This window comes from Phytobacter sp. V91, assembly GCF_965644225.1.
Taxonomy (GTDB): Bacteria; Pseudomonadota; Gammaproteobacteria; order Enterobacterales; family Enterobacteriaceae; genus CBFFRJ01.
The window spans coordinates 1-12,959 of sequence record NZ_CBFFRJ010000030.1 but is presented as its reverse complement, the minus strand read 5'-3'; the positions used below and the strand labels follow the sequence as shown (position 1 = coordinate 12,959).

13 protein-coding genes and 1 riboswitch are annotated in these 12,959 nt (G+C 56.5%); of the genes, 12 read left to right on the top strand and 1 reads right to left on the bottom strand.

All coding sequences use genetic code 11. The features are described from left to right. Positions 1–44: 44 nt before the first annotated feature. From ACSZO4_RS08330 to ACSZO4_RS08275, 12 genes are all read left to right on the top strand, one after another. Positions 45–1,100 (top strand): FecCD family ABC transporter permease, encoded by a 1,056-nt coding sequence (locus ACSZO4_RS08330; RefSeq protein ID WP_437888417.1) that lies wholly within the window; start codon positions 45–47, stop codon positions 1,098–1,100. Continuing rightward, positions 1,097–1,918, top strand: coding sequence for an ABC transporter ATP-binding protein (locus ACSZO4_RS08325; protein ID WP_437888416.1), 822 nt, complete (start codon positions 1,097–1,099; stop codon positions 1,916–1,918). The genes ACSZO4_RS08330 and ACSZO4_RS08325 overlap by 4 nt, the downstream gene beginning before the upstream one ends. Next, the gene (locus ACSZO4_RS08320; RefSeq protein ID WP_437888415.1) at positions 1,915–2,355 is read left to right on the top strand and encodes a pseudoazurin; all 441 of its coding nucleotides are present in this window, start codon (positions 1,915–1,917) and stop codon (positions 2,353–2,355) included. Before ACSZO4_RS08325 ends, ACSZO4_RS08320 begins: the two co-directional genes overlap by 4 nt. Positions 2,356–2,372: 17 nt before the next feature. After that, positions 2,373–3,791, top strand: coding sequence for a multicopper oxidase family protein (locus ACSZO4_RS08315; protein ID WP_437888414.1), 1,419 nt, complete (start codon positions 2,373–2,375; stop codon positions 3,789–3,791). Positions 3,792–3,828: 37 nt separating this feature from the next. Continuing rightward, positions 3,829–5,166 carry an MATE family efflux transporter gene (locus tag ACSZO4_RS08310; RefSeq protein ID WP_437888413.1) on the top strand — a complete coding sequence of 446 codons (1,338 nt, stop codon included), beginning with the start codon at positions 3,829–3,831 and terminating at the stop codon, positions 5,164–5,166. Positions 5,167–5,396: 230 nt separating this feature from the next. Beyond that, a riboswitch (cobalamin riboswitch) is annotated at positions 5,397–5,614 on the top strand. Positions 5,615–5,886: 272 nt separating this feature from the next. Beyond that, positions 5,887–6,888 carry an ABC transporter substrate-binding protein gene (locus ACSZO4_RS08305; protein WP_437888450.1) on the top strand — a complete coding sequence of 334 codons (1,002 nt, stop codon included), beginning with the start codon at positions 5,887–5,889 and terminating at the stop codon, positions 6,886–6,888. A gap of 64 nt (positions 6,889–6,952) precedes the next feature. Continuing rightward, on the top strand, positions 6,953–8,017 hold the full coding sequence (locus ACSZO4_RS08300) for a FecCD family ABC transporter permease (protein ID WP_437888412.1): 1,065 nt from the start codon (positions 6,953–6,955) through the stop codon (positions 8,015–8,017). Continuing rightward, positions 8,014–8,853 carry an ABC transporter ATP-binding protein gene (locus ACSZO4_RS08295; protein WP_437888411.1) on the top strand — a complete coding sequence of 280 codons (840 nt, stop codon included), beginning with the start codon at positions 8,014–8,016 and terminating at the stop codon, positions 8,851–8,853. Before ACSZO4_RS08300 ends, ACSZO4_RS08295 begins: the two co-directional genes overlap by 4 nt. 14 nt (positions 8,854–8,867) lie before the next feature. Then, the gene (locus tag ACSZO4_RS08290) at positions 8,868–9,308 is read left to right on the top strand and encodes a pseudoazurin (RefSeq protein WP_437888410.1); all 441 of its coding nucleotides are present in this window, start codon (positions 8,868–8,870) and stop codon (positions 9,306–9,308) included. A gap of 23 nt (positions 9,309–9,331) precedes the next feature. Next, entirely contained in the window at positions 9,332–9,898 is a 567-nt protein-coding gene (petA, locus tag ACSZO4_RS08285; protein ID WP_437888409.1) for a ubiquinol-cytochrome c reductase iron-sulfur subunit, read from the top strand. Position 9,899: 1 nt separating this feature from the next. Continuing rightward, complete coding sequence (locus tag ACSZO4_RS08280; RefSeq protein WP_437888408.1) at positions 9,900–11,090, top strand: cytochrome b; 1,191 nt, start codon at positions 9,900–9,902, stop codon at positions 11,088–11,090. A 2-nt stretch (positions 11,091–11,092) separates the two neighbouring features. Beyond that, positions 11,093–11,914 carry a cytochrome c1 gene (locus ACSZO4_RS08275; protein ID WP_437888407.1) on the top strand — a complete coding sequence of 274 codons (822 nt, stop codon included), beginning with the start codon at positions 11,093–11,095 and terminating at the stop codon, positions 11,912–11,914. A 9-nt stretch (positions 11,915–11,923) separates the two neighbouring features. Here the strand turns inward: ACSZO4_RS08275 and ACSZO4_RS08270 are convergent, their stop codons facing one another. After that, positions 11,924–12,898, bottom strand: coding sequence for a LacI family DNA-binding transcriptional regulator (locus ACSZO4_RS08270; protein WP_437888449.1), 975 nt, complete (start codon positions 12,896–12,898; stop codon positions 11,924–11,926). Positions 12,899–12,959: the final 61 nt, after the last annotated feature.

Genomic DNA, 12,959 nt, shown 5'->3' with positions numbered 1-12,959 from the left:
TTCGCTTAACGGGAGCCTGGTGCTCCCGTTTTTTGGATATCCCTATGACTGTGCCTGTTACCGAACATCAGGAGGCCATTGCCCGTTTTCGCCTGCGCGAGCGGCGTCGATGGCAATGGCTGCTGTTCTTTTTCCTACTGACGCTGCTGACCTTTGTCCTGGACGTGGCCACCGGCCCTTCCCTGCTTTCACCCGGTGAAGTTGTGCGTTCTATTCTCAATTATGGCGATCGCGATTCAATGACCGATTCCATTGTGCGCGGCCTGCGGCTGCCGATTGCCCTGATGGCGCTGGCGGTCGGTGCGTCGCTCGGCGCGGGCGGCGCCCAGATGCAAACGCTGTTAAATAACCCGATGGCCAGCCCCTATACCTTAGGGATGGCGGCAGCCGCTGGCTTTGGCGCCGCCGCCATGCTCGCCGTCGGCGGTCTGGGCTTACACGAGATGATTGCCGTCCCGCTCGGGGCCTTTGTCTTTTCGATGGTTGCCGCCGCCTTTTTGTTCTTTCTGGCCTCCATGCGTCGCACCAATATTGAGTCAATCATCCTCGGCGGTATCGCTCTGCTCTTTTTGTTCCAGTCACTGATTTCGTTGATTCAGTTCATTGCCTCCCCGGAGCTGTCGCAGCAAATTTTATTCTGGCTGTTCGGCAGTCTGACCAAAACCACCTGGCCGACGCTCGGCATCACCACCCTTGTCACCCTTGTCTGCTGCATTCTGTTGTGGCTTGACTCGTGGAAGCTGGCCGCACTGCGGATGGGTGAAATGCGGGCGGCAAGTCTGGGGGTGAATGTTCGTCATCTGCGCATCAAAGTGCTGGTGATTGTGGCGGTCATGACCGCAACGGCCACCAGCTTTGTCGGCGTTATCGGTTTTATTGGCTTGGTGGCGCCGCACCTGGCGCGGGTCAGCGTCGGTGAAGATCAGCGCTTTTATTTACCCATGTCGATGCTCAGCGGCGCTCTGATGCTTTCCGCCGCCTCGGTGATGTCAAAATCCATTATTCCGGGAGCCTTGTTTCCGGTGGGGATCGTCACCGCCATCGTTGGCGTGCCCTTCCTGCTGTGGCTGATTTTCTCCCCACGGAGACGCGCGCAATGATAACGCTCAACAACCTGAGCATTGCCCATGGCACTAAGACCATTATGCAGGGCATCAGCACCACGCTCGCCAGCGGTCAGGTGCATGTGATTATCGGGCCAAACGGCACCGGGAAATCGACCCTGCTGCGCTCCCTGTTTGCCGATTTACCCTTACAATCCGGGCATATTGGCTGGCAGGAGAAAACCCTGGGCGCGGGGCGTCATCGCTCCCGGGTTATACAGCAGTGGCGGCAGGCTATTGCCTATATGCCGCAGGATACCGGGCTTGATGTCTCGCTGAGCGTGCTGGAAATCGTCGTCCTCGGCGGGCTGGAAACCCTGACGTTGCATATCGACCCAAACCTGCTGGCTGAGGCGATGAACTGCCTGCACGCGGCGGGAATTGCCCCTCTGGCGCACCGGGACGTTGGCAGCCTCAGCGGCGGGCAGCGCCAGATGGTGCTCTTCGCTCAGGTTCTGATGCGCAACGCCAGAATGATGCTGCTTGATGAGCCGGTCAGCGCGCTCGATCTGCATCACCAGATTGCGATGCTGGATCTGGTCCGGGAGCAAACCCGCGAACGGGATCTGGTGACCGTTGTCGTTCTGCACGACCTGAATCTGGCCTGCCAGTATGCTGATAATCTGCTGGTGTTCTCCCAGGGGACGTTACAGGCCACGGGCGCGCCCCAGGCCATCATTACCCCTGAATTGCTCTCTCACACTTACGGCGTGACGCTGGAAATTGTCTATGACAACGGCGGATTACCGATGATCCAGCCGCTTAGCCGCCACCACCCTCTGATGATAAACATCCCTCTAAGGAAAGAAGCATGAAATTCTCCCTTGCGCTGACTCTGGCGCTCAGTTTCGCAGCCCCCGCCGCCATGGCCGTTGACCATGAGGTCAAAATGCTCAACTACGGCAAAGACGGCGGAATGGTCTTTGAGCCGCCGGTGGTGAAAGCCGCCGTCGGCGATACCGTTACCTTTGTTCCAGAAAACAGCAGCCATTACGTGCAGAGCTACGTCGTCCCGGAAGGCGCAGGCGCGTGGAAAAGTAAACTGGATGAAAAGTGGACCGTCACCCTGGATAAAGAAGGTATTTATCTCTACTACTGCCCGCCGCATTTAATGATGTCGATGATTGGTCTGGTGCAAGTGGGGAAAGCCAGCAACCTGGAGGCCGTGGAAGCGAAAGCCAAAAAGCTTAAACCGAAGCTGGTTATGAAGGGCGATCGCCTCGACAAATACCTGGCCGACATCGACAAATAAGCGCAATCAGGGATGCCATGAAGGTAACACGTCGTCACTTTTTACAGGGTACGCTGGGGCTGCTGGCAAGCTCATGGGCCTTTGCCGGGGCAGGCTCCGGGCAGCAACCGTTGCCAGAGCTGCGTCGGCTGGCGAATCAAAGCCAGCAGCCAGGTACTTTCAGGGCGTCCCTTACCGCGCAGTCCGGGCAACAGGCCAGGGTGGGGAATATCCTCAGCGCCGATCTGTATGGCTATAACGGCGGCATGCTGGGGCCATTGATTGAGCTGGAAGAAGGTATGGAGGTGGACATTGCTTTCACCAACCAGCTTAGCGCCGATACCACCGTCCACTGGCACGGCCTGCCGGTCCCCTCCGATCAGGATGGCGGCCCGGAGATGCCCGTCAAACCGGGCGAAACCCGGACATACCGTTTTCGTTTACCTGAGGATTGCGCCGGGACTTACTGGTATCACCCTCACCCACTGACCGGGGTGGTTGAGCAAGTGAGCCACGGTCTGGCCGGTCCCTTAATCGTGCGCAGCCGTCAGGATCCGCTCGCCTCTTTGCCGGAACAGCACTGGGTGATAAGCGATATCTCCCTTAATGCCGACGGCAGGGTCACGCCGCATACATTCCATGAATGGCTCGACGGACGTGAAGGCCGGCAGGTGCTGATTAACGGTGCGCTAATGCCGCACATCACCCTGCATGGCGCCGTGCGGGTGCGAGTCTGGAACTGCTGTTCCGCCCGCTATCTGCAACTTGCGATCCCCGGCGCCTCACTCCGCCAGGTGGGCAGCGACGGCGGCTTACAGGCAAGCCCTGGGCTTGCAAAACAGAGTCTGCTGCTGGCCCCAGGCCAACGAGCAGAAGTGGTGATTGAAGGCCAGGATGGTCAGCATCCGCTCATGCTGCTGCCCTACGATCGGCATAAAATGCACAGTGCCGCCCCCACAAAGCCTGTCGCCATTGCAAGCGTTGCCCTTCAGGGAGCCCGGCAAGTGAGCCTGCCGGAAACGCTGCGCCCTATTACGCCGCTGGTTTTTGACGGGCAAAAGCATGAAATCATGCTGATGGAGCATATGGGCAAGCTGATGGAAAACCATGGCGGTCGTCCTGGTCGCGGTTTCTGGCTTAACGGTGAAAGCTTCGATCTTGCGCGGATGGACATCCATAGTCTGGTCGGGCAGACCGATGAGTGGACCTTTATCAACGCCACGCCGATGGATCACCCGATGCATATTCACGGTGGGCAGTTTCAGCTAATCGAGTCACTGTACGGCGAAACGCGCACAACTCCTGAGGTTGTCGGCTGGCACGATACGGTGAATGTCCTCCCCGGTGAAAGCATAAAATTGCTGATGCGTCAGGACTCTCCCGGCATGCGCATGTACCATTGCCATATTCTGGAACATGAAGAACTGGGTATGATGGGCAACCTGATGGTCGTCTGACACTTTTATATAACCTATTATTTAATAACGTTGATTTATGAGCGCATCGGCAATACCCACCTCTGTTTTAAGCTACCGGCAATACCTGCTGCTGGTTGTGCCCTTTATGCTCTCAACGCTGACCACCCCGCTTCTTGGGGCGGTGGATACCGCGCTGGTCGGGCATTTTACCGACCCGGCGCTAATCGGCGGCGTCGCGGTGGGGGCGGTGATTTTCAATACCCTCTACTGGCTGTTTGGTTTTTTACGGGTCAGCACCACCGCCTGGAGCGCCCAGTCGCGGCATGGATCCCCGGCGCTGCTGATGGCGCTTCTGCGCCCATTGCTGGTGGCCTGCGTGCTGGGGGTGATATTTATCCTTCTGCAAAAACCGCTGTTCAGCGCGGCGATGGCGCTGCTTTCCCCCAGCGAGACGGTAAAGCGTTACGCCCATGACTACTTTTTCATTCTGATTTGGGGCGCGCCCTTTACCCTGGCTAACTATGTTCTGCTCGGCTGGCTGATGGGAAAACGGCTGACCCGCAGCGTGCTGTGCAATCAGATTGTGATTAACCTGCTCAATATCGGGCTGGCGGTGCTGCTGGTGCGGTTTTTTTCCGCCGGTGTACGCGGGGTGGCCTGCGCCACCCTGCTGGCCCAGATCCTCGGCACGCTAATGGGCCTCTGGCTGGTACTTCGCTCAGGCCTGTTGACCCATATTCGCGGCGGGTATCGCGACCTTTTTGATGGCTCCGCATTTCGCCAGATGTTTCTGGTTAACAGCGACCTGATGATAAGAACGGTGTGCCTGCTGGTGGTGACCAACCAGTTTGTTGCTATCGGCGCGTCACAGGGCAACGACGTGCTCGCCGCCAATATGATCCTGTTTCAGATCCACTATCTGATGTGTTACCTGTTCGATGGCTTCGCCAATGCCTCCAGCGTCTTCAGCGGCCAGGCCCGCGGGGCGAAGGACAAACAATTACTCGCGCGAACGGTGAAATGTTCGGTAATTTCCTGCCTGTGGGTTCCGCTGCTGATTGCCCTGGTCTGGGCGTTTTTTGCTTCACCAGTCATCGGTTTGTTTACCCGGCAACCGGAGGTCATTGCGCTCAGTCTCAGGTATGCGCCCTGGCTGACGCTATTTCCGCTGTGCGCCAGCGTCGGTCTGGTGTTTTACGGCATATTTACCGGTATCACCTGGACGCGCCCGGTACGTAATTCCATGCTGCTTTCGCTGGCGTTATGGCTGCTCGTCAGTTGGGGGCTTATCGGCCCTTACGGCAATAATGGCTTGTGGCTCAGTTATATTTTATTCAGCTGCGGGCGGTCTTTGTTTTTGCTGTTATGGCTGCCGGGAATGAGCAAAATGATTGATCCACCGCAGGTTGAATAATTACCCCAGGTCTGGTCCTTAAGATAAAGCAGACAATAATATTGATAAATATCAAACAATTCTCATTTGAATCACTGAGTTGATATACAGACTAATAATTACAAACACAATAAAACAATATAACCAATTGATTTATAATCACAAAATAACAAGGCCAGTGATTTTAAATTGTTCCTGACCAGCTTTTTTAGATGGTTGACGGAAAAATATATTGCCGATAGAGTCCGCTCTCAGATAGCAATATTTGATGGTTTTTTAACTGTCAGATGGAATATGGTGCGGAGTCTACATTCTCTTATGCCATAGCTGCCCCCGCAACTGTAAGCGGATATTGAACGTCAGAGGCAATTAACCTTGTTAATTGCAGGTCACTGTTAAGTTAATTAATGGGAAGGCCGATGTTCGAGTTACCGCGAGCCAGGAGACCTGCTATCGACATTGTTTTCACTTATCGGGCGGGATGGTCCGTAGGATGACTGAGTCTGGCATTGGTTACTACCGCGTTACAGATTGTGTTTCAGGTTTTCTCTTCCGGGGCTCTGTCTGCGTTATCCCGGCCTGCTTACCTTTGTGTAGTAAATGTCATGCCTTGTCATGTGTCTGTCCCCGGAATGGATTAAAGGGAGCGCAGCTGTCTGCGCCAGTTTTCAGAGGAACATGATGAAGAAAATGACCACCACCAGCGCGAATAAATATGCCCGTCGCGCAGTGTTAACCCTGATGGGCGCAGCCGCCCTGCTGGCAGGCGTCAGCGTACAGGCGGCACAACCCCACTACCCCCTGACCATCAAAAACTGCGGTCGCGATATCACCTTCACCCAGGCGCCGCGTCAGGTGGTGACCGTCGGGCAAAACAGCACCGAAATTCTCTACGCCCTCGGGCTTGCTGACCGGGTAGCGGGTACCGCACTGTGGTTCGGCCCGGTGCTGGCCCCCTTTAAAGAGGCCAATGAAAAAGTCCCGGTCATCGCGCAGAACATCCCCAGCTTCGAAGGCATTGTGGCGAAAAAACCGGATCTGGTCGCCAGCCAGTTTGAGTGGCAGATAGGCCCGGCGGGTACGGTTGCCTCTTATGAGCAGTTCAGCGAGCTGAAGGTGCCGGTCTATACCGCCCCGGCAGATTGCGCGAAAGACAACGCCGACGGCGGCGATGGCGTGCGTAAAGGCATGTTTAACATTGAACTGGTGTATCAGGAAGTGGCCGATCTGGCGAATATCTTCGACGTGCAGGAAAAAGGCGATGCGCTGATTGCCAGCCTGAAAGCCCGCGAAGAAAAAGCCCGTCAGCGTCTGGATAAGCTCCCGCCAGATGTCTCAGCGGTGTTCTGGTTCTCCAGCGCTGACCTGCAACTTGACCCTTATGTCGCCGGAAAACTCGGCCCTGCCGCCTGGATTGCCTCTACCCTTGGGGTCAAAAACATTATTGATTCCTCTGAAGAGTGGCCCACCGTCGGCTGGGAAACCATCGCGAAGGCCAATCCTTCGGTGATTGTGCTCGGGGAGATGTCCCGCCGCCGTTTCCCGGCAGATGACTGGAAAGTGAAGATGGACTATTTAAAGACCGATCCGGTGACCCGACTGCTGCCCGCGGTGAAGGAAAATCATCTGACCGTTATCGATGTGCAGACCATGAATGCCGGGATCCGCACTATCGATGGACTGGAAAAACTGGCTGATGCGCTGGTGGAATCCGGACTGGCAAAAGAGAAAGCCAGCCACTAACCCTTACGCCGGAACGTGCCATGCGCCCGTTCCGGTATTTTTAATCACGGAAATCAGGTTTTGCATGAGTGAACTCACCCGGCTTCGCGTATCAAGTACGCCCCTGATGGCAAGATTTTTCGCCCATGCGTTGTGGGTAAGCGTGCTGCTGTGCTGCGCGATCGTGGCGGGGATTTCCATCGGCGAAACGGTGATCCCCTGGCGGGTGGTCGTGAAAACCCTGAGCAACGCGTTCTTCGACTCCGGCTATCAGGTGGATCCCCTGGATGCGGGGATTATCTGGAATTACCGCCTGACCAGGGCGATTGTTTCCGCCTGCTGCGGTGCCTGCCTGGCCGTCTCCGGCGTGGTGCTGCAATCGCTGCTGCGAAATGCGCTGGCAGAGCCTTATCTGCTGGGGATCTCAGCCGGTGCCTCAACGGGTGCGGTGCTGGTCGCCCTCACGGGGCTGGGCGCAGGAGCCATCTCCATGTCCTTTGGCGCATTTATTGGCGCCCTGACCGCGTTTTTATTTGTGGCCCTGCTGGCGATGGCCGCACGGGGCCAGCGCAGCGCGTCCGCCACCCATATTATTCTTGCCGGGATCGCCAGCTCTCAACTGTTTAACGCCCTCACCTCGCTCATTATTACCAAATCGGCCAACGCCGAGCAGGCGCGAGGGATCATGTTCTGGCTGTTAGGCAACCTGAGCGGCATCCGCTGGCCGGACGTGTCGCTGGCGGTCCCCACCGCCATTGTGGGGGTGATGATTTGCCTCTGGCACGCCCGCCATCTTGATGCCTTTACCTTTGGTATCGACTCGGCGGCCTCGCTGGGTATTCCGGTAAAACGCACCCGCATTGTGCTGATTGGCGCCGTCACCGCCATGACCGCCATTATGGTGTCGATCGTCGGCGCCATTGGCTTTGTGGGGCTGGTTATCCCCCATGCGGCACGGCTGATTGTCGGCAATCAACATGCGCGCCTGTTGCCCGCCAGCGCCCTCGCCGGCGCCATTTTTCTGATCGTCGCCGATGTGGTTTCCCGCACTCTGCTCAGCGGGCAGGTGCTGCCGATTGGGGTGATCACCGCGCTGGTCGGCGCGCCCGCGTTTTCCTTTATCCTTATTCGTGGGAGCAAAACCCAATGACCCGCAACCCGGCTTCGCTTCAGTCGCCTGATATCTCCCCGCAGATCCATGCGCCGGTGTGTGTCGATGTTCACCGTGTCGGGCGGGATATCCGGCAGAAAACCATTGTTGATGACGTCTCCTTTCGCGTCCATCAGGGTGAGTTTATCGGTATTGTCGGGCCAAACGGCTCCGGGAAAACGTCACTTATTTCGCTGATCGCCGGGCTGACCAGACCGACACGCGGCACCATCAGCCTTGAGGGTAAAGCGCTGAACGACTGGTCGCGGCGGGAGTTTGCCCGCAAAGTGGCGCTGGTTGAACAACAGGCCGATACCAGTGAAAGGCTGACCGCCTGGCAGGCGGTGGCGTTAGGGCGCACGCCTTACCTCAGCGCGCTCCGGCCCTGGTCCGCAACGGATGAGGCGGTGGTCAGCGATATTTTTGTGAAAACCGCCGCCTGCCATCTGCGGGAACGCTGCTGGCATACCTTCTCCGGCGGCGAACGCCAGCGCCTGCATATTGCCCGCGCCCTCGCCCAGCAACCGGATCTGCTGTTGATGGATGAGCCGACCAACCACCTCGATATTCAGCACCAGATTGGCCTGCTTAGCCTGGTGAAAAAACAAAAGCTGACGGTGATTGCCGCCCTGCATGACCTGAATCATGCGGCGATGTTTTGCGATCGCATTATTGCGATGCAGGACGGGAAAATCGTCAGCATCGGTACGCCCAGGGCGCTCTTCACCACGGAAAACATTCGCCGCTGGTTTGGGGTGGAGGCGATTGTCGATGCCTCTCCCGGCGAAGCAGGCTGTTTTATTCGCTACCGTTGCCCGGTAGACGTCTTTTCTTAATCAAGGGAAATACCATGAAATACCTTTTAACGATGCTGAAAGTGGTTTGCCTGCTGGCGCTGACCGCGCCTGCCTTTGCCCAGGTACACGAAGTCCTGATGAAAAACCGTGGCACTGCCGGGCCAATGGTTTACGAGCCGGACTTTCTGGATATCCAGCCCGGCGACAGCGTGAAATTTATTCGCACCCACCGCAGCCATAACGCCGCCTCGATTGCGGAGCTCTCCCCGGAGGGCTACCAGGGCTTTATCGGGAAAATCGACGAAGAGATCGAAGTCAAATATGACAAGCCAGGACTGTACGGCATCAAGTGTTCGCCGCATTACGCCATGGGCATGGTGATGCTGATTAAGGTCGGCGATGCGAAACTGACCGATGCTTACCGTAATTTCAAAGCGCCAGGGGTTGCCGATAAGCGCCTGAAAGCCATTTTTGCCCGTATGGATGCCCAGTAAATCGCCACAAGGAGGCGGTGATCATGACCGGACCCGGTAAAAACCCTGACGACGCGGCCGAGGTTATCCATGAGCAGCGGCGTGAATGTTTATGTAAGTTGACAAAATTTGTCGGCGCCGCGGGCGTGGCTGCGGCAATGTGGCCCCTGGTCGCCGCCCTCGGGCCGGATGAACAAACCCAGGCAGACGGCGAGCCGATGGATATTCCCCTTGGCAATGTCGCGCCTGGGGAAACCCTGCGTCGCGTCTGGCGGGGAAAACTGGTGTTTATTCGTCATCGCACCGAGCAGGAGATCAAACTGGCCAACGCCCTTGACGGGGTAAGCCGGATCCAGCCCCAGGCGGATGCGCAGCGGGTAAAACCCGGTCATGAGCAGTGGCTGGTGGTTTACGGCTATTGCCCCCATGCGGGCTGTATTCCTAATGAGCAGACCGGCGAGAAAAGCGGCTGGCTGTGCCCCTGCCACGGCTCAGAGTTTGATTTGTCCGGCCGGGTGACCCGGGGACCGGCGGAAGAAAATATGGCGATCCCGGATTATGCTTTTCACCCGGACGGCCAGACACTGCGCATTGGCGTGAAGGACGTTTAAGATGGTCGATAATTCCCCTCCGCTGACCTCCCGGCCCGTTACCCGCTGGCTACAGCGTCTTCCGTTGCCTAAAACCGTGCGTGGGATCTGGCTTTTCTCCGCCGGAGCGCTGTTATTACTGATGCTGCTGGTGCAAACCCTCAGCGGGATCATCCTGGCGATGTTTTATATCTCCACCGTGGAATCCGCTTACGCCTCCATTATTCACATTATGCGCAATGTGAAACACGGGGAGCTTATCCGCGATGCGCATATGATTGGCGCTTCGCTGTTTTTCTTCGCCTGCTATCTGCATATGCTGCGCAGCATGTATTACGTGGTCTATCGTAAACCTTATCTGAAAATGTGGATGATAAGCGTCACCCTCTATCTGCTGCTGATGGTGACCGCCTTTTTGGGTTACAGCCTTATCTGGGGGCAAAAAAGTTACTGGGCGGCAACGGTGATAACCGAATTCGCTCACGCCGTTCCCGTTATCGGCGATGACCTGCATAGCCTGCTGATTGGCGGTTACGCCCTGGGAACGCCGACGCTGGGCCGCTTTTACGTCCTGCATTTTATTCTGCCGTTTATCATTATCCTGATGACCGTGGTCCATATTCGCACCGTCCGCCACGCCTATGCCGATGCGATGAAAAGGGAGTTCAGTGCGAAGGATAAATGCCGCCTGCTGTTCGACTATAAAATGACCCATGACGATGCCGTCAAAATCACCCTCTTCCTGATGCTGTTCAGCTGGCTGCTGTTCTTCGCGCCGAATTACCTGAGTAGTGCGGATAACTACATTCCGGCAGATCCCACCGTCACACCGTTAATCGTCGCCCCGGAGTGGTATTTCCTGCCGCTCTTTTCCATTCTGCGCTGTTTCCCTGGCGAACTGTTGGGCATCTCGCTGATGGGCGGCGCGGTGCTGGTGTTCTATCTCCTGCCCTGGCTCGACACCTCAACGTCACGTTTTCGCCACCACAGCATCATCGTCAAAATTTGTTTTCTGCTGTGGGTGCTCAATGCCCTCTTTCTGGGCTGGCTGGGATCGAAGGCGCTGGTCGGGCCGGATCTGATCGACTGGCTGAGCGGGCGCTCTGATGAGCAGGGGTGGATCCGCCCGGCGTCGCAGCTCTCAACAATTATCTATTTCGCCTGGTTTTTGCTTCTGCTCCCCTGCCGCCGTTTTCTGGAAAAACAGAGTTAAGCATGCTGAAATCTCTTTTTGTTATCGCGCTGTCCCTGTTAAGCGCAGCCTTTACCGCAAGGGCGGCTGAACAGGCCGCCACGCCCGAGCGCCAGAGCTGGAGCTTTGCCGGGGTGAACGGCAAATATGACCAGGACCAGCTCAGACGTGGTTTGCAGATCTACAGCGAAAAGTGCCGCGCCTGCCATGGGATGGCGTACCTTGATTTTCGCTCCCTCACCCGTCCTGGCGGGCCGCAGCTCAGCATGGAAGCCGCCAGAGAATTAGCCAGCGGCTATGTATTTGCCGATATCGACGATGAGGGTGAACCGATGGAGCGCAGCGGACGGCTGGGTGACAAGATGCTGCCGCCCTTTGCCAATCCTCAGCAGGCAAAATTTATGCATAACGGCATTGTGCCGGTTGATCTGACCTATATCACCCGGGCGCGCAGCTACGATCGCGGCTTCCCGCAGTTTATCTTTGATCTGTTTATCCCGTACAACGAGCAGGGCAGCGACTATGTGTATGCTGTTCTCACCGGGTATGACGATCAGGATCCGCAGATGACGAAAAACCGCTTTTTCCCCGGCGGGGTAACCAGCATGACGCGCCCTCTGGCTGATAATGAGTTCAGCTATCCAATAGGCGCGAACGGGCAGCCCGTTGTGCCGCAAACCGAAGCGCAGTACGCCAAAGACGTGACGGCATTTTTAAGCTGGGCGGCGGATCCTGAGCGGGAAAACCGCCAGCAAACCGGGGGTTATGTCTTTCTCTATTTGCTGGTTTTCCTGGCGCTGTGTCTGTTAACAAAGCGCCTGTACAGGCGGCGGGAAATAAAGTGATAACGGGCCTTAACAGGGCCTTATCGAGTCACCGGCAATAAAATAGTGGGCAAACTCTTTGGGCCTGATGGCATAGTCCTTATGAAAGAGCTGATTGAGCACTTCGCTGACGCCGTATTCGGCCATCTCTTTGACCGGATAAATCACGCTGTCGATATGGGGAGCCAGATACTGCGTCAGCCCGAAGCTGTCGAAAGAGATAATCGAAATATCTTCCGGGGCATTTTTCCCCAGCGTCCTTAGCCCACGCAACCCACCTGAGCATGCGCGTTCACCGCAGTAGACTATGGCGGTTATCTCCGGCTTGCGGCCGATCAGCTCAAGGGTGGCGGCTTCGCCAAACTCCTGACCATAGCTGCCGGATGCGGTAAAGCTCAGATCCCAGCCGTCATTAACCTGTCGGATAGCGTCGACGCAGCCGTTAAGACGGGCGATGGCGCTGCGGCGCGATGCCGGACCGCCAACAACAGCAATATGACGATGCCCGGCGTCAGTCAGCTTCCGGGTGGCGTCAAACGCGGCCTGGTAATGGCCAAAGGTGATGGCGGCAATGGCCGATGCCTCTGCGGCATCGAGCAAGACCACCGGCTTGGAACGGGTGTAGGTTTTGATTTTTTCCGTGGAAAGGTGGCGCACATAAAGAAGAAAACCATCGCAGTTAATTTCATCTAACTTACGCAGGGCGTTCTCTTCTTCGCTGGCCCCGGTGCTCTCAAGCACCATCAGCATTTTGCCTTTGGCATTGACCTGTTTGTGCACCGCGCTCATCACCGATCCGAAGAAGCCGGAGATATTATCAGGCACCAGCATGCCAATCACGCCGCTGCTTTTACTCACCAGCGAGCGGGCGCTTAAATTGGGCGTATAATTGAGCGTTTTTATCGCTTCTTCAACACGGATCCGGGTTTCTTCTTTGACTTTATCCGGTTCATTAAGAACGCGTGTCACCGTGACCCGGGAAACATTGGCTAAGGAAGGTGCGATTTAATCGTCAGTTATGAGAACATAAGGCTTTCTTTGCCATAGATTTTTCACGATGCCCGCA

Excerpts from the sequence above, each read along its gene's own strand:
- ACSZO4_RS08290 (WP_437888410.1), top strand. The coding sequence starts at position 8,868 with ATGAAATACCTTTTAACGATGCTGAAAGTGGTTTGCCTGCTGGCGCTG.
- ACSZO4_RS08330 (WP_437888417.1), top strand. The coding sequence starts at position 45 with ATGACTGTGCCTGTTACCGAACATCAGGAGGCCATTGCCCGTTTTCGC.
- ACSZO4_RS08300 (WP_437888412.1), top strand. The coding sequence starts at position 6,953 with ATGAGTGAACTCACCCGGCTTCGCGTATCAAGTACGCCCCTGATGGCA.
- ACSZO4_RS08295 (WP_437888411.1), top strand. The coding sequence starts at position 8,014 with ATGACCCGCAACCCGGCTTCGCTTCAGTCGCCTGATATCTCCCCGCAG.
- ACSZO4_RS08280 (WP_437888408.1), top strand. The coding sequence starts at position 9,900 with ATGGTCGATAATTCCCCTCCGCTGACCTCCCGGCCCGTTACCCGCTGG.
- ACSZO4_RS08320 (WP_437888415.1), top strand. The coding sequence starts at position 1,915 with ATGAAATTCTCCCTTGCGCTGACTCTGGCGCTCAGTTTCGCAGCCCCC.
- ACSZO4_RS08310 (WP_437888413.1), top strand. The coding sequence starts at position 3,829 with ATGAGCGCATCGGCAATACCCACCTCTGTTTTAAGCTACCGGCAATAC.
- ACSZO4_RS08275 (WP_437888407.1), top strand. The coding sequence starts at position 11,093 with ATGCTGAAATCTCTTTTTGTTATCGCGCTGTCCCTGTTAAGCGCAGCC.
- ACSZO4_RS08305 (WP_437888450.1), top strand. The coding sequence starts at position 5,887 with ATGGGCGCAGCCGCCCTGCTGGCAGGCGTCAGCGTACAGGCGGCACAA.
- petA (WP_437888409.1), top strand. The coding sequence starts at position 9,332 with ATGACCGGACCCGGTAAAAACCCTGACGACGCGGCCGAGGTTATCCAT.
- ACSZO4_RS08315 (WP_437888414.1), top strand. The coding sequence starts at position 2,373 with ATGAAGGTAACACGTCGTCACTTTTTACAGGGTACGCTGGGGCTGCTG.
- ACSZO4_RS08325 (WP_437888416.1), top strand. The coding sequence starts at position 1,097 with ATGATAACGCTCAACAACCTGAGCATTGCCCATGGCACTAAGACCATT.